Raw genomic sequence first — 15,710 nt, 5'->3', positions numbered from 1 at the left:
GTAAAAGATGGAATCCTTTGTGAGGGAAGAGGCAAATTGGGCTTCTCCGGTTCAGGCGTGGAAATGGCCTTGGGCAGCCGGCTCTCTCAAATTTTATTTAATCTTCCTATGTCCTTTTCTGAAGAATTAAACGGTCTGATGGACCATCCCTCTTCCCTGGTGCGCCGCTTCATGGCATTGCTGGAACCGGTGGACGACGCCCGCCTGGAGGCGATGGCGCAGGAGAGCCGCCGCCTGACGCGCCTGCATTTCGGCCGGACCATCCGTCTCTTTGCCCCCATTTACCTGTCCAACGAATGCATCAATAATTGCAAGTACTGCGGTTTTTCCCGGGACAACCCCATCATCCGCACCACCCTTACGGTGGATGAAGTGGTGCAGGAGGCCCGCTACCTGCACGGGCTGGGCCTGCGCAGCATCCTGCTGGTGGCCGGGGAGCATCCCAAGTTCGTTTCAGACGGGTACATGCAGGAATGCCTGGACGCGCTGCATTCCTTTATCCCCTCGCTGGGGCTGGAAATAGGACCGCTTCCGGACGACCGCTATGCGGAAATCGTCCACCATGGGGCGGAACAACTGGCCGTGTACCAGGAGACCTACAACCGGGAGGTGTATGAAACCCTGCATACGGCGGGCATGAAGAAGAATTTCAACTGGCGGCTGGATTGCCCGGAACGCGCCTACCAGGGCGGCTTCCGCCGCATTCAGATAGGCGCCCTGTTCGGCCTGTCCCCCTGGCGGCGGGAGGCCATGGCGCTCGCCGCCCATCTGGACTATTTGCAGAAGCATTGCTGGAAGTCCGCGCTTTCCGTGGCGTTCCCGCGCATGCGTCCCTACGCCGGGAATTACGAGTATGAACCCGATCCGGAACTGATGCTGGACGACCGCCATTTTGTCCAGCTTATGGCCGCCCTGCGCATCTGCTTCCCCAGGATAGGCATGTCCGTCAGCACCCGTGAACCCGCGCCGATGAGGGATGCCCTGATGCATCTGGGCATGACCCACATGTCCGCCATTGCCCGTACGGAACCGGGGGGCTACACGGGGTGGGAACGGCCACCGCCCATTTGACGGTGCGGGGAAACCAGGTGGACCTTCCCGAGGACCGGAAAGGGCGCTGCAAGGCAACGGAGCAGTTTGAGATTTCCGACCAGCGCACTCCGGAACAGGTGGTCGGCGCCATCCGGAATGCGGGCCTGGAGCCTGTCTGGAAGGACTGGGACGCCGCGCTGGATGTGGTGTAAAGGGAGTCCGGATGCCCGGCGGCCGCTCTGCGGAATGACAGCCATACTTGCGTGATGCTGTGATGGAGCATTGACGGCATGCCCCGTCTGTCATATTTCCGGGGACGATGATTCGTTATTATTGGGGGAGGTTTTGGCCGTTCCTCCTGCTCGCGTTCGGTATTGAGGCGGTGGAAAACCTGTTTACGGTGTTTTTTGAATACCGCAACATGGATTTCGGGGTCATTCCCCTTCTGAAGACGGCATACATTTTCGTGACGGAGTTTTCCATCACCATGTGCTACTGGCTCATCCCTTATGCCGTTTATTTGTGGATTCTGCCGCGCGGTAGGGCGGGGGAAAGGCGGACCGGTGGATCACCTGCGCATGGTTTTTCCTGTTTGTGCTCGCCAACCTGTTTGAGGACGTGGCGGAAGCCTTCTTCTGGAATGAGTTTGAAGCCAGCTTCAATTTCATTGCGGTGGATTACCTGATTTATACCAAGGAGGTGATCGGGAATATTTATGAATCCTACCCCATCATCCCGATTCTTATCGCCATTCTGGCTGTATCCGTCCTGGCCGTCTGGGGGATGAAGCGTTTTCTGGTTCCCCGCCATGGGGAGCTCCCGCGGGGTGGAAGCGGGGCTGCGTGGTGCTGTTCCTGCTGGCGTGCATAACGGGAGGGTATTGGCTGGTGGACATCAAGGATGCGGATGCCGTGAACAACCGCTATAACTCGGAAATGGCCAAGGACGGCCTTTACAGCCTGTTCAGCGCCTTTCTCAAGAATGAACTGGACTACCGCGATTATTACAAGACGCTGCCGGACGCGGATGCGGCGGCGTTTCTGGCCCGGGAATTCACGGCGGATGACACGTCCGTGCCTGACGCCGCATCAGGCAGCGTGAAGAGGCGGGTGCGCCCCTCCGGGGAAGCCATCCGGCCCAACGTCGTGGTTGTGGTCATGGAGAGCATGGGGGCGGAGTTTTTAAACGAGTGCCGGGAGGACGGCGCGAATGTCACGCCGTGCCTGAGCCGTCTGGGCAAAGAGGGCATTTTCTTCCCGAATACCTATGCCACGGGCACCCGCTCCGTGCGCGGGCTGGAGGCGGTCAGCACGTCCATACCGCCGCTGCCCGGCATGTCCATCCTCCGCCAGGAGGGGAATGAGCATTTGCAGACCATCGGGTCCATATTCAGGGACAAGGGGTATGACCTCAAGTGGATCTACGGCGGCTACGGGTATTTTGACAACATGAATTACTTCTTCGGGAACAACGGCTTCCAGGTTCTGGACCGCAATTCCATGGATGATTCAGAGGTGACCCATTCCACCATCTGGGGCGTCTGTGATGAAGACCTGTTCCGCCGCGCCGTGCGTGAGGCGGATGAGTCCTTCAAAAGCGGCTCTCCTTTTTTACAGGTGGTGTTCACCACGTCCAACCACCGCCCCTATACCTATCCGGAAGGGCGCATAGACATTCCTTCCCATACCGGGCGCATGGGCGCCGTCAAGTACGCGGATTATGCCGTGGGGGCCTTTGTGGAGGAGGCCAGGAGCAAACCGTGGTTTGAGAATACGCTGTTCGTGTTTGTGGCGGACCATGGCGCGGGCAGCGCCGGGAAACAGACGCTTAATCCGGAAACGCACCGCATTTTCTCCATTTTCTACGCTCCGGCCCTGCTGAAGCCGGAACGGATTGAGACGCCTGTCAGCCAGATTGACGTGCTGCCCACCCTGCTCGGCCTGCTGAAATGGCCGTATGATGCGGCGTTTTATGGAAAGGACGCCTTGAAACCCTCCTACCAGTCCCGGTATTTCGTGAGCAATTACCAGTACATCGGCTACTTGAAGGGAAGGGACATGGTGGTGCTTAAACCCCAGCGCGGCGCGGAGTTTTTCCGTGACGGGGAGCCTGTGAAGCCGGATGCCCGGATGAAGGAGCTGGAAAAGGAGGCGGTTTATTATTATCAGCACGCTTCCGGCTGGCGCACCAGTTTGAAGGAATAAGCCCTTTCCCGTGATGCGGATGCCGCCGTCTCCGCGGCAATCCGCCAAGGGAGGGGAACCGGTTCAGGATTTGGGTTCGTCCCTGTAATCCTGGAGGGCGTCCCAGTGGAACGTGAAATGCTTCTGCATGTGCAGCCCGTTGGCGAGGATGAACATGAGGGAAATGCGGAATTCGTTGTTGGTCAGCCCGTCCAGTTCCTTCTTGTCAATCTTCATGGAAAACTTGCCGCTCTTTTTCCCCAGGCGCTGGGAGAAGGAAACGGCGTCATAGTCCTGGTTGACCGCATAGGGCGGGTCCTGGACGTAGACGTTCAGCGCCTTGACGGTCTGGGGGCTCTTGTAGCTTCCGGAGATGAGAATCTGGTCTCCCTTGAAGGAAATGGCCGTGTCCTTGATTTCCACCTCCGGCCTGCCTTCATAGAATTTCTGTGCCGGAGTGACGGAGAACACTTCACAGGCGTCCAGCAGGGCGCAGCTGGCGGGGGTCAGGAAGGTGGGACTGGTGCCGAACGTGTAGTTTCCCGCGCCCATCAGGGCCGTGCCGTACTTTTTGCCGTCCGAGGCGGTCTGGTGGTTATGGGGCAGGTTGAGGCCGTGGCCCAGCTCATGGGCCAGGCCGCCGTACCATTTGGTCAGCAGCTGCCCTTCCCTGGTTTTCTGGCCCAGGTGCTTGATGTCAAAGGCCGGATAATCCAGGGCAAAGCAATTGCGGCCCATGCCGTAGAAGGGAACGCCGCCGGGATTGTCGGGGCCGTTCTTTTCATCGTTCCAGGTAGGCATGATGACCAGGGTGTGCTGGCTTTTTTTCCTGTCCGGATTGGCCTTGAAAATTCTTCAAGCTCCTGCGCGGCCTTCCAGCCGCCGCCGTTTTCATACGGATAGTGCGCCGCCGGGTTCTTGGCCTTGTATTCAATGATGTTCACGCGGCCGGGGGATTTGATGTCCAGGCCGAAGGAGCGCGCGCCGTAGCCGTGCCGCTGCATTTCCCTGCCGTAAAACTGCTGGAGGTAAAGCAGCAGTTCGCTGAGGCGCCGTTCGTAATCCGGAACGGGTTCCGTGTCACTGCCCAGAAAGTAAACGACGTTGAGCTGCTGGGCCGTTTTTTTCAGGGCAATCCGGTCTTTCAGAACGTCCGGAACGGTGACCCCGGCAGAAGATATTCCGGAAGCCGTCCCGAGAAGGGCGAAGGAAAAAAATGCGGAGAGAAGTCGTTTAAACATGCTTGCCTACGGTAGGCGCGCGCCCCTCAAAGACAAGGAAATTTACTGTCCGCGCTACCATTTGCGGAACAGGCGCCGGGTCAGGAGGAAGAACGGCGGAAAGGGGTGCGTCATGCCGTGAGGGTAAGTTGAAAAGGCTGAAAGATAGAGATTGCGGCGGCAGTAAATATATGACATCCTCATTAAAGCATGCATCTCCAATCTCTATTTCTATCTGCCGTTGCGGTGAGCTCCGTTTCTCTGGGTTGGGGGGCCCTGGACAAGCCTTCCGCCTCCAACCTGATCTGGTCTGATGAACCGGCCGTAGTTGTTTATCCGCAGGAGGACAAGAACCCCGACGGTAATTTCGGCAAATACAAGAAGCCTTCCGCCGTTTGGGAAGCGGAAGGGTATCCCATCGGCAACGGCCGCGTGGGGGCCATGATTTTCAGCGCGCCCAACCGCGAGCGGTTTGCCCTGAATGAAATCAGCCTGTGGTCCGGCGGCCCCAATCCCGGCGGTGGGTATGGTTACGGGCTCAATGCCGGGACGAACCAGTTCGGCAACTACCTGCCTTTCGGCGATTTGTTCGTAGACTTTAAAAAGGGGGACCAGCCAGCCTCCGTTTCCGTGGAGGATTTTACGCGCGCCCTGGATTTGCGGGACGGCATCCACAAGGTGAATTACAAGGCGGATGGCGTGACGTATGACCGCGAAGCGTTCGCCAGCACGCCCGCCAATGTGCTGGTGCTGGAGTACAAGGCCAGCAAGCCCGGCCAGTTCAGCGCGGATTTTTCCATCAACAGCCAGCTTGAATCGGCTATTTCCGCCAAGGGCCCCGTCATCACCTGGAAGGGAACCCTGAAAAACGGCATGAATTATGAAGGCCGTGTCCTGATCCGTCCCAAAGGCGGTACGCTTTCCACTGCGGACGATAAGATTTCCGTGAAGAACGCGGATTCCTGCATGGTCGTCATCGCCATGGAGACGGATTACCTGATGGACTATAAGAAGGACTGGAAGGGAGAGGCCCCCGCCAAAAAGCTGGACCGTTATGCGGCCAAGGCGGCCTCTGCGGATTATGCCGCCCTGAAACAGGCGCACATCGCCCAGTACAAGTCCATGTTTGACCGGGTAAAGGTCAACTTCGGCAAGACGGAGGCGGATGTAGCCAAACTGCCCATTCCAAAGCGGCTGGAAGCCTATAAGAAGAATCCGGTTGATCCCGATCTGGAAGAAACCATGTTCCAGTATGGCCGTTACCTGCTCCTGTCCAGCTCCCGGCCCGGCACGCTTCCGGCCAACCTCCAGGGGCTCTGGAATGTTTATCTCAATCCGCCCTGGGCCTGTGACTACCATAACAACATCAACGTGCAGATGGCGTACTGGGGTGCGGAACCCGCCAATCTTTCCGAATGCCATGAGGCGCTGATCAATTACGTGGAAGCGATGGCGCCCGGCTGCCGGGACGTCTCCCAAGCCAACAAGGGTTTCAATACCAAGGACGGCAAGCCCGTGCGCGGCTGGACGGTGCGTACCTCCCAGAACATCTTCGGCGGCAACGGCTGGCAGTGGAACATTCCCGGCGCGGCGTGGTATGCGCTGCATGTCTGGGAACATTACGCGTTCACCGGTGACAGGAAATATCTGGAAAAGCAGGCCTATCCCCTGATGAAGGAAATCTGCCATTTCTGGGAAGACCATTTGAAGGAGCTGGGCGCCAGGGGCGAAGGCTTCAAGACGAACGGCAAGGATCCGAACGAAGAGGAGAAGAAGGACCTGGCTGACGTAAAGGCCGGCACCCTGGTGGCCCCCAACGGCTGGTCTCCCGAGCACGGCCCGCGTGAAGACGGCGTGATGCACGACCAGCAGCTCATCGCGGAACTCTTCACCAACACCATCAAGGCCGCCCGCATCCTGGGCAAGGACGCCTCCTGGGCCAAGAGCCTGGAAGGCAAGCTGAAGAGGCTGGCCGGCAACAAGATAGGCAAGGAAGGGAACCTTCAGGAATGGATGATTGACCGCATCCCCAAGACGGACCACCGCCACACGTCCCACCTCTTTGCCGTTTTCCCCGGCAACCAAATCAGCAAGCTCAAGACGCCCAAGCTGGCGGAAGCCGCCCGCCTCTCCCTGGAATGGCGCGGCACGACCGGAGACAGCCGCCGTTCCTGGACGTGGCCGTGGCGCACCGCCCTGTGGGCCCGCCTGGGCGACGGGAACAAGGCTCATGAAATGGTGCAGGGACTTCTGAAATTCAACACCCTGCCGAACATGCTGACCACACACCCGCCCATGCAGATGGACGGCAACTTCGGGATTGTGGGCGGCATTTGTGAAATGCTGGTGCAATCCCATGCCGGCGGCCTGGACATCATGCCCTCCCCTGTGGAGGCGTGGCCTGAAGGCTCCGTGAAGGGACTAAAAGCCCGCGGCAACGTCACGGTGGACTTCTCCTGGAAGAACGGCAAGGTGAGCAACGTGAAGCTGTATTCCGACCAGCCCAAGGTGCTGCCCGTGCGCGTCAACGGAAAGATGACCCGCATGAAAACCCTGCCGCTGAAACCCGGTGCGGAAGCTCCGCAGGCTGCTGCCAGGTAAAAGGAGGCGATTCCGTACCCGGTTTCAACTCCGGCAGGAAAATGACCATGGCTTCCAGCTCCCTCTTTATGGGGGCTGGAAGTTTTTTATTTTTCCGGCTTCACTGCGGGAAGAAACCGGCGTTTGGTTCAAAAAAGAGCGGAAAGGCACGGAAATGAGTACTGCCCGGAGAAAGGATTTTTTCTCTTAACGGAAAGACGGCGGGAGACATTCCGGGGAATATCCGGAGGAATTGGCGTGCCTGCTTATGGAAAGAGGCGCAAGACGCTCATTTCTTTCCCATGCGCCCGATCAGCGAGCAGACGGTGCAGGAATGGAGGGAGCACAGGTCCTCGTGAATTTGAAGCAGGGCCTGGTGGTGCCACGCCTTCGCAAGAAAGGCTTTCGCGTCCGGCCTGCCGCCCAGCAGGGATTGGTGGACGGAGAGCACTTTTGTTCCCGCCTGTCCGGCCCGGAGGGAGAGGTAATGCAGCCACGCATGTTCGTCTCCTTTCGCCGGGAAAAGGTGGTTGACGGTAAAGTCCAGAATTCTGTCCCGGCCCATCAGGGCCATGGGGCGGGGGGACGGTGCGGAAGGCAGCGTCACATGGGTGCTCCAGTAGGGGTGCCTGAGGGAGGAAAGATAGTCCGCCAGTTCTTCCGCAGGGCCGGAATGGCAAAGACGCTTGAACGTGGCAAAATCCGCTGCGATGACGGCCAGCGCCCCCGCGCGCCTCTGCGGATGGTTGGCCGGCCTGCTGCCGGAGAACGTCCAGGGGAAGGAGCGCTCCGGCGCCAGTTCAAACTGTTCCCGCAGGGGCCACCATTGGGTCCAGAGTTTTTTATGATGAGCCACGGCTTCCGCCGTGCAGGAATCCGGCAGGACGGGGAGCAGGAATCCCGCCGTGCCGAAGAGGAGGGCCTCCGGGCATTCCCGGATGGCGCGCAGGGGGCGCGCAAAGCCAGGTGCAGCATGGCGTCCTTGTTGGCATGGTAGCCCAGCGTTTCCGCCAGGCTTTCAAAAAGGGTTTGCTCTTCTCCTGCGTATTTGGCGCGTTCCGCATGGCGGCGGTGCTTGTTCCGGAACCGGTAGGCCGCTGCCGACTCAAGGAGGGTTTCCAGAAGCTCCGGAGGCATGGAGGTTAACAGGTCGGCGTGGCGGCAGTGGCGCACCGGGGCATTGCCGGAAGGGGCCGTTTTTGCCCGCGCCAGCGCAGCGGGAGGAATGACGGCCAGGGGGATGCGCTTGTGCCTGGCGTTGCGGGTGAACCATTCCCTGCGGCTGGGCGCGCAGGCGAGATGCAGGATGACGCCGCTGAATGCCGGGTTGGAGCCGTGCCCGTGGCGTTCCCAGTCTTCCGGAGCGGGGTCCAGTTCAATGTCTCCCGCCTGCGGAACGCCGTTGATGCGGATCCTGGCGTTTAGAAAATCCGGTCCGGCGGATTTGTTCCAGTCACCGAAGTCCAGAATGCGGACCTCCCTGCCCAGGTCATCCGTAAAGGAGGTTCCAAATGCGCCTTCCAGCAGGAGAAGCTGGAGCGTTCTCTCGTCCGGAAGCCCGGCAGGGAGGGAAAAGTCGGGTTCCCTGACGGCGCCTTCCCCTTCCTCCATTGCTGCGGAACGGGCGTCTCCGTACAGGGAGGCCATGGAGCGCATGTCCATGTTGGATGGGGGAAGGTTATTTATCCTTCTGCCGTTCCAGTTCTTCCTTCAGGCAGTCGGTCACGTTGCGGAATTTTTCTTCGTTCTCTTCGCTCAATTCGCTCAGGGTCAGATGGGAGTTGAGAACGTGCAGAGTCTGGTCCTTGGCATCCAGATGAACGGTGGGAGCGTTCTCCGAGCCCAGGCTGGCGCGTATCTGGTCCACTTTCCCCCTCCAGGGGGCTGTAGGCGGTTCAATGCTGAGCAGGGCGTCCAGTCCCAGGCTTTCCAGCGCGCTCAGGCAGCGTTCGCTGGGGGAGGCGATCTGGACGGAGCCGCCGATGGGCAGCAGCCGGCGCGACAGTCCCGCAAGAGTGCCCATGAAGGTGGAGTCAATGCCGGAGCAGGTTTCCAGGTCAATGACAATCAGGCGTCCTCCGGAAGCGATGTAATCATCCCCCAGGGATTTGACGGTCGGGCTGTTGGCGAAACTTCCGCGTCCGGAGCACCGGATCCAAAGAAATTCGTCAAAAAGGCCGAAAAGGATGGAAGAATTGTTATTCACGTCGTTGGAAAATGGAAACCGTATGAATAACAAGAGAAGACGCCGCGGTCAAGTCAGGATTTAACATGCGCGCCGCCGGAAGAAGGCGTATCCCCCGTGTGCGGGGCCTGCCTCCGGCGGCTCTCTTCCCGTTGTGTGGAGGGAGCGCCGTGCGGTTCAGAAATTCCTGGCGCCTTCCCCCGTGCCGGGGAGGAAGCGGTAATACACCTCCAGCATCAGCGTAGCCAGGCACTGGCGGTAAATTCTATCGTTGGCATGCCGGTTCTGGCTGGTCTGCACCACTCCGCCGGGACCTCCGAAGCCGTTGGGCATAAAGCTCCCGTCGGAGGCCTGGGCGCCGAGGGTGGAATCACGGAAGGCCCTGTTGTAAGCCTTCCAGACGTCACCGCCGCGGTTCATGGCCGCCTGCACCCCGTAGTAATGCTGGTAGAGATTGGAGGAAGTGTTGTTGGCCTTCCAGTTGAACGGCTGGTTGGTATTCTTGAGCATCCAGTCCAGCCCCCTGCGCGCCGTGCTGTCCGAGCCGCTGCCGCACATTTGCAGGGAAAGCACGCCCACGCCCACCAGGGAGGCCCGTGGTTCCCGGCCGTTTTCCTGGTAGGAAAAGAGGCCGTCCGGAAGGGCGGTTTTGCGGCAGTACATGGCCGCCTTCCGCAGGGCCGCGCGTATCTCTCCCCTGGAAGGTTTGATGCCGCCGTGTTCGGCTGCCTTCAGGGCCTGCACGTTCCAGCCGGTGACGGAAAGGTCCGTGTGGGCTCCGGGCTGGGTGTTGTAATTGTAGGCCCAGCCGCCGTTGGCATTCTGCCCCTTCATAATCTGGTCCACGGCCTTGGTGACGACTTGCTCCAGGTTGGCGATGGAGGGAATGTCCATTTGCTTGCAGAAGGTGTAGGCCTCGCACAGGGCATAGGTGGCGATGGCGTGGTCATAGCTGACCTCGTTCATTTGCGGCACCAGGGAGATGACGGGGGATTTCATTCCCTGGTCCACCAGGAAGGAGATGCCCTTCAGGACAGTATCGCCGAAGTCCTCGGAAAGAGGTGTTTCGCAGTGGGCCAGATAGGAGAGCAGGGAGAGCCCGGTCATGGCGCACTTGTAATTCTGGGGGCCGTCCCCCAGGAGCCGTCCCTGTTCTGCTGCTTCTGGAGCCACTTGAGGGATTTGACCACGGCTTCCTCGCACTGCGGGGTGCCTCCGTTTTCCGTGATGCGCTTCATGCGGTCGTTCAGGTCGCAGCGCTTGGAAAGGACGTCTGTATCCGGTTTGTCCCATCCCGGGCCTTCTCCGTCGTCGAACGCGATTCCGTCTCCGATTTCAATACCCGTGAAAAACTCTTCCGTGGGAGCATCCTGTTCCAAATCCGGAATGGGCACGGCAATATGCAGGGGGGTGCTGGAGGCAATGACTTTCACCTGCTGGCCGGCAGGTGAATTGGAAGGGCGTGTGGCTTTCCTGACGAGTTCGGGTGTGTCGGGTTCCTCCGGTCCCTGGTTTTCCGACGGATAGGTAATGATGGAAGGCGGTTCCGGAAGGAACGTGATGATATTTGCCAGGTAGAGCAGGAGGCCCGTCATGGCGACGCCAAGGGCGGAGACGGAGACCGCCGCGGCCAGGTTTTTAACGCGCTGTTGTTTCAGTGCCGCAAGGGCTTCTTCTGTACTTTCAATATGCAGGCTCATGGAAGGAATGGGGTTTGATTAGGATTCCACCATCTCCCCAAGAGTGCGCAGGTACAAGTTAAAAATTTATAATATACTTATATTTAGCATGTTGTTATTAAAATGTTACTTAAGAAGGCTTGGAAATACCCCTGGCGGAAGAAAAGCGGCCTCCCGTTCCGCGCGAGGGATATGAAAAGCCCCCTTTCCCGGGAAGGAAAGAGGGCTGCGAAAAAGCCGGTGAATTTCGTCAGGAATTCTTGGTGCCTTCACCCGTACCGGGCAGGAAGCGGTAATAGGTTTCCAGCATCAGCGTAGCCAGGCACTGGCGGTAGATGTTTTCAGACTTGCCGGTCATGCCGGAAACGTAACCCACATCGTTCTTCCGGAAGCTGCCGTCCGCATTCTGGCCGCTGAGCACGGCGTCCCGGAACGCTTTGTTGTAGGAGGTCCAGACGTCTCCGCCGCGGTTCATGGCCGCCTGCACGCAGTAGTAGTGCATGTAAAGGTTGCTCTTGACGTTTTCCGTGCCGCTGCCCTGGCCCCACTGGAGGGTCTTGACGTTGTTCTTGATCCAGTCCAGCCCCTTGCGGGCGGCGCTGTCAGAACCGTTGCCCGTCATTTGCAGGGAAAGCACGCCCACGCCTACCAGGGAGGAGCGGGGCATGTTGCCGTTTTCCTTGTAGGCGAACTTGCCGTCCGGCATCACATTCTTGCGCACGTAGCTTGAGGCCTTGCGCAGCGTGGAGCGGATATCCCCCTTGGTGGGCTTGATGCCGCCGTGCTCCGCGGCCTTCAGGGCCTGCACGTTCCAGCCGGTGACGGAAAGGTCGATGTCCGGATTGATCTTGTTGTTGTAGCTGTAGGCCCAGCCTCCGTTGGGGCACTGGGCGTCAATGATCCTGTCCACGGCCTTGATGACGACTTTTTCCAGATTGGCGATGGAGGGAATGTCCATCTGCTTGCAGAAGGTGTAGGCCTCGCACAGGGCGTAGGTGGCTACGGCGTGGTCATAGCAGATTTCCTTCAAGGCGGGCTGTTCCGAGATGACGGGATTTTTCATTCCCAGGTCTACCAGGAAGGAGATGCCCTTCAGGACGTTTTCCCGAATTCCTCGGAAAGGGGGGTCTCGCAGTGGGCCAGGTAGGCCAGCAGGGAGATGCCGGTCATGGAGGCGCGGAACTGGCCTTCACCCCAGGAGCCGTTGCCGTTCTGCTGTTTTTTAAGCCAGCGGAGGGACTTGACCACGGCTTCCTCGCACTGCGGGGTGCCGCCGTTTTCCGCGATGCGCTTCATGCGGTCGTTCAGGTCGCAGCGCTTGGAAAGAATGCCGGGAATGCCGCCTCCGTCCCCGTCGCCCGTGCCGGTCCCGAAGCCGTCGCCGATGTCGATGCCCATGGAAAGCTCTTCCGAGGGGACGTCCACTTCAATGTCCGGATTGACCACCGCGACGTCCGCCGTGGCTACGGCGGCAATCACTTTCACCTGCGCGGCAGTGGAAGAACTGCTGGGGCGCTGGGTGGTCTGGGTGACTTCCGGGGTGTCGATATCCGGATTGTCGCCTTCTTGGGTGGCGTAGGCCACCATGGGGGGATCTTCCGGAATGGCGACGATGATATGCACCAAATAAAGGAGAAGGCCCATGAGGGCGACGCCGAGGAAGGAGACGGAAATGGCGGCGGTCAGCGTCTTGACGCGCTGTTTCTTCAATTCCGCAAGGGCGTCTTCGGTACTTTCAATGTGGAGACTCATAGAGGGACGTGTCTGGTTGGTGCAACGGCAAAAGCTCCCGCATCCTTGAAAAATGGGGAGAATTGCCCGGTTGCAGGTAGATGCTGCTGGCCTGCCTGTTTACGAGGCTGGCAGCATACTAAAACCAGACGCGCCGGTCTGTCAATCAGATTAGGAATTCTTGGTGCCTTCTCCCGTCCCGGGGAGAAAGCGGTAATACACCTCCAGCATCAGCGTGGCGAGGCACTGGCGGTAAATCTTGTCGTTGATGCTGCCCCCGTTGGTGTTCACGAGGCCCCCCGGCCCGGGGAAGCCGTTCGGGGCAAAGCTCCCGTCGGAGGCCTGGGCGCCGAGGGTGGAGTCACGGAAGGCCCTGTTGTAAGCCTTCCAGACATCGCCGCCGCGGTTCATGGCCGCCTGCACCCCGTAGTAATGCTGGTAGAGGTTGGAGGAAGTGTTGTTGGCCTTCCAGTTGAACGGCTGGTTGGTATTCTTGAGCATCCAGTCCAGCCCCTTGCGCGCCGTGCTGTCCGAGCCGCTGCCGCACATTTGCAGGGAAAGCACGCCCACGCCCACCAGGGAGGGGCGGGCCGTAGCGTCTTCCCGGCCTTCCTGCATATAGGTGAAGAGGCCGTCAGGCTTGCCGCACTTGCGGCAATAGGAGGCCGCCTTGCGCAGGGCCGTGCGTATTTCCCCCTTGGTGGGGCGGATGCCGCCGTGCTCCGCGGCCTTCAGGGCCTGCACGTTCCAGCCGGTGACGGAAAGGTCCGTGTGGGCGCCTGCCTTCGTGTTGTAATTGTAGGCCCAGCCGCCATCGACGTTCTGGTTGTCCAGAATCTTGTCCACGGCCTTGATGACGACTTTTTCCAGGTTGGCGATGGAGGGAATGTCCATCTGCTTGCAGAAGGTGTAGGCCTCGCACAGGGCGTAGGTGGCTACGGCGTGGTCATAGCTGACCTCGTTTCTCTGGGGCACCAGGGAAATGACGGGATTCTTCACGCCCTGGTCCACGAGGAAGGAGATGCCCTTCAGGACGGTCTCCCCGAAGTCTTCCGAAAGAGGGGTCTCGCAGTGGGCCAGGTAGGAGAGCAGGGCCAGGCCCGTCATGGCGCACTTGTAATTCTGGGGAGTCCCGCCCCAGGAGCCGTCCTTGTTCTGCTGCTTCTGGAGCCACTTGAGGGATTTGACCACGGCTTCCTCGCACTGGGGAGTGCCCCCGTTTTCCGTGATGCGCTTCATGCGGTCGTTCAGGTCGCAGCGCTTGGAGATGATGCCGGGAATGCCGCCTCCGTCCCCGTCGCCCGTGCCGGTCCCGAAGCCGTCGCCGATGTCGATGCCCATGGAAAGCTCTTCCGAGGGGACGTCCACTTCAATGTCCGGATTGACCACCGCGACGTCCGCCGTGGCTACGGCGGCAATCACTTTCACCTGCGCGGCAGTGGAAGAACTGCTGGGGCGCTGGGTGGTCTGGGTGACTTCCGGGGTGTCGATATCCGGATTGTCGCCTTCTTGGGTGGCGTAGGCCACCATGGGGGGATCTTCCGGAATGGCGACGATGATATGCACCAAATAAAGGAGAAGGCCCATGAGGGCGACGCCGAGGAAGGAGACGGAAATGGCGGCGGTCAGCGTCTTGACGCGCTGTTTCTTCAATTCCGCAAGGGCGTCTTCGGTACTTTCAATGTGCAGGCTCATGCAGTAAGGGAGGTTCCTGAGAATAATATAACGTTTTTTCCGGTTGGGGCGAGTGCAAAGATGTTAATATTCCTCTGGTCTGCATGATGACCAGATATGAATAAAACGGTGTTTTATGGTGAGCGGTTTACGAGTTTTATGGCAGTCGTCCGGGCTGGGGAGGAGCGTTTCCTGGTTTTGTTTGCGGGCCGGAGCATGGGCTGTCCCGGGTGCGGATGAAGAAGGCTGGGGAATACGGAAGGAATGTCCCGCATGTTCAGGCGCGTGTTTTCCCTGCACAGGCTGACCATGGAAAAAGCCGGATGCCGTTCGTTTTGCGAAAAAAGCCCTGCCATGGGCTGCATGGCAGGGCGGAAAGGGAATGATCCTTTAAGGCAGGAAAGGGAATCAATAGTGGCCGTGGCGCGGACCGGTCATCCACTTCCAGGCTGTTTCCACGATGGCTCCGGCGTCCTTGCAGCGGGCTTCCCAGCCGAGGATTTCCCTGGCCTTCTTGGGATTGGCAATCAGGCGGGGCGGGTCGCCTTCGCGGCGCGGACCGTAGCGGACGGGGATTTTCCTGCCGGTGACTTTTTCAGCCGTTTCCAGGATTTCCCGGACGGAAAGCCCCAGGCCGGTTCCCAGATTGAAGCATTCCGTGGAGCCGCCCTTCATCAGGTAGTCCACCGCTCTCAGGTGGGCGTCCGCCAGGTCGTTGACGTGGATGTAGTCGCGGATGCAGGTGCCGTCCGGCGTATCGTAATCCGTGCCGAAGACTTCGATGTATTCCTTTTCCCCGGTCAGCGTGAGCAGGATGTTGGGGATGAGGTGGGTTTCCGGGTCGTGGTCTTCACCAATCAGGCCGTCCTCGCTGCAGCCGGAGGCATTGAAATAGCGCAGGAAAACGCTCTTGAGGCCCCAGGCGCGGTCGCAATCCTTGCAGACCTTTTCCAGCATGTACTTGGAGCTGCCGTAAGGATTGATTGGATCCTGCTTTTCCGTTTCCGGGATCGGAATCTGGGTGGGGACGCCGTACGTGGCGCAGGTGGAGGAGAAGACGAAGCGCTTGACGCCGGCGGCCTGCATGGCTCCCAGGAGGACGAGGGGACGGGCGATGTTGTTCATGTAGTACTTGAGGGGGTCCTGGACGGACTCTCCCACGTTGATGAAGGCGGCAAAGTGAATCACGGCGTCAAAGCCGCCCTTCATCAGGAGGGGATACACGACGGAGGCGTCTCCCAGGTCGCCCTTGACCAGTTTCACCTCCGGGTCCACGAGGGCTCCGATGTGGCCGTACACCATGTTGTCCAGCACAGTCACGTCAGCGCCGATTTTGACGAGCTGGCGCACCGTGTGGGAACCAATATATCCGGCGCCGCCGGTTACAAGTACTTTCATGATCTTATCAAATTGCTGTTGGGCCGGT

General features: G+C 59.5%; 14 protein-coding genes and 1 pseudogene. 5 read left to right on the top strand and 10 right to left on the bottom strand.

Annotated features, from left to right (window positions below):
• The first annotated feature begins 108 nt into the window (after positions 1 to 108).
• The 4 genes from PVA48_RS03695 (at position 109) to PVA48_RS03680 (ending at position 3,236) form a co-directional block, all read left to right on the top strand.
• Positions 109 to 1,071 (top strand): radical SAM protein, encoded by a 963-nt coding sequence (locus PVA48_RS03695; protein WP_423232249.1) that lies wholly within the window; start codon positions 109 to 111, stop codon positions 1,069 to 1,071.
• Positions 1,047 to 1,244 carry a hypothetical protein gene (locus tag PVA48_RS03690; protein ID WP_423232248.1) on the top strand — a complete coding sequence of 66 codons (198 nt, stop codon included), beginning with the start codon at positions 1,047 to 1,049 and terminating at the stop codon, positions 1,242 to 1,244. The genes PVA48_RS03695 and PVA48_RS03690 overlap by 25 nt, the downstream gene beginning before the upstream one ends.
• Before the next feature lie 382 nt (positions 1,245 to 1,626).
• The gene (locus tag PVA48_RS03685; RefSeq protein ID WP_423232247.1) at positions 1,627 to 1,902 is read left to right on the top strand and encodes a hypothetical protein; all 276 of its coding nucleotides are present in this window, start codon (positions 1,627 to 1,629) and stop codon (positions 1,900 to 1,902) included.
• Positions 1,875 to 3,236, top strand: coding sequence for an LTA synthase family protein (locus PVA48_RS03680; protein WP_423232246.1), 1,362 nt, complete (start codon positions 1,875 to 1,877; stop codon positions 3,234 to 3,236). Before PVA48_RS03685 ends, PVA48_RS03680 begins: the two co-directional genes overlap by 28 nt.
• Positions 3,237 to 3,299: 63 nt before the next feature.
• Here the strand turns inward: PVA48_RS03680 and PVA48_RS03675 are convergent, their stop codons facing one another.
• Positions 3,300 to 4,016: a hypothetical protein gene (locus PVA48_RS03675; RefSeq protein WP_423232245.1), complete on the bottom strand. Its 717-nt coding sequence runs from the start codon at positions 4,014 to 4,016 to the stop codon at positions 3,300 to 3,302.
• A gap of 665 nt (positions 4,017 to 4,681) precedes the next feature.
• Here PVA48_RS03675 and PVA48_RS03670 point away from each other — a divergent pair.
• Positions 4,682 to 7,036, top strand: coding sequence for a glycoside hydrolase family 95 protein (locus tag PVA48_RS03670; protein WP_180971658.1), 2,355 nt, complete (start codon positions 4,682 to 4,684; stop codon positions 7,034 to 7,036).
• A gap of 268 nt (positions 7,037 to 7,304) precedes the next feature.
• Here the strand turns inward: PVA48_RS03670 and PVA48_RS03665 are convergent, their stop codons facing one another.
• The 9 genes and pseudogenes from PVA48_RS03665 to galE all read right to left on the bottom strand — a co-directional run bounded on the left by PVA48_RS03665 (position 7,305) and on the right by galE (position 15,682).
• Positions 7,305 to 7,898: a DUF2851 family protein gene (locus PVA48_RS03665; RefSeq protein WP_423232491.1), complete on the bottom strand. Its 594-nt coding sequence runs from the start codon at positions 7,896 to 7,898 to the stop codon at positions 7,305 to 7,307.
• Positions 7,899 to 7,972: 74 nt separating this feature from the next.
• Positions 7,973 to 8,626, bottom strand: a pseudogene (locus tag PVA48_RS03660) (DUF2851 family protein); the annotation flags it as partial.
• A 67-nt stretch (positions 8,627 to 8,693) separates the two neighbouring features.
• Positions 8,694 to 9,221 carry an STAS domain-containing protein gene (locus PVA48_RS03655; RefSeq protein WP_022398168.1) on the bottom strand — a complete coding sequence of 176 codons (528 nt, stop codon included), beginning with the start codon at positions 9,219 to 9,221 and terminating at the stop codon, positions 8,694 to 8,696.
• 156 nt (positions 9,222 to 9,377) lie between these two features.
• A complete protein-coding gene (locus PVA48_RS03650; protein WP_423232244.1) occupies positions 9,378 to 10,373 on the bottom strand; it encodes a hypothetical protein in 996 nt (331 codons plus the stop codon).
• Entirely contained in the window at positions 10,304 to 10,900 is a 597-nt protein-coding gene (locus PVA48_RS03645; protein ID WP_423232243.1) for a hypothetical protein, read from the bottom strand. The genes PVA48_RS03650 and PVA48_RS03645 overlap by 70 nt, the downstream gene beginning before the upstream one ends.
• Positions 10,901 to 11,129: 229 nt before the next feature.
• Positions 11,130 to 11,942: a prenyltransferase/squalene oxidase repeat-containing protein gene (locus tag PVA48_RS03640; protein ID WP_257229026.1), complete on the bottom strand. Its 813-nt coding sequence runs from the start codon at positions 11,940 to 11,942 to the stop codon at positions 11,130 to 11,132.
• 29 nt (positions 11,943 to 11,971) lie between these two features.
• Positions 11,972 to 12,631, bottom strand: a complete 660-nt coding sequence (locus PVA48_RS03635; protein ID WP_423232242.1) for a hypothetical protein — start codon at positions 12,629 to 12,631, stop codon at positions 11,972 to 11,974.
• Between the two features lie 150 nt (positions 12,632 to 12,781).
• The gene (locus PVA48_RS03630; RefSeq protein ID WP_215451168.1) at positions 12,782 to 14,305 is read right to left on the bottom strand and encodes a prenyltransferase/squalene oxidase repeat-containing protein; all 1,524 of its coding nucleotides are present in this window, start codon (positions 14,303 to 14,305) and stop codon (positions 12,782 to 12,784) included.
• A 387-nt stretch (positions 14,306 to 14,692) separates the two neighbouring features.
• On the bottom strand, positions 14,693 to 15,682 hold the full coding sequence (gene galE / locus PVA48_RS03625; protein WP_102721324.1) for a UDP-glucose 4-epimerase GalE: 990 nt from the start codon (positions 15,680 to 15,682) through the stop codon (positions 14,693 to 14,695).
• Positions 15,683 to 15,710 lie beyond the last annotated feature (28 nt).

This window comes from Akkermansia sp. JRP_AM1, from assembly GCF_049262625.1.
Lineage (GTDB): Bacteria > Verrucomicrobiota > Verrucomicrobiia > Verrucomicrobiales > Akkermansiaceae > Akkermansia > Akkermansia massiliensis.
This window is presented reverse-complemented; position numbering and strand designations above follow the sequence as displayed.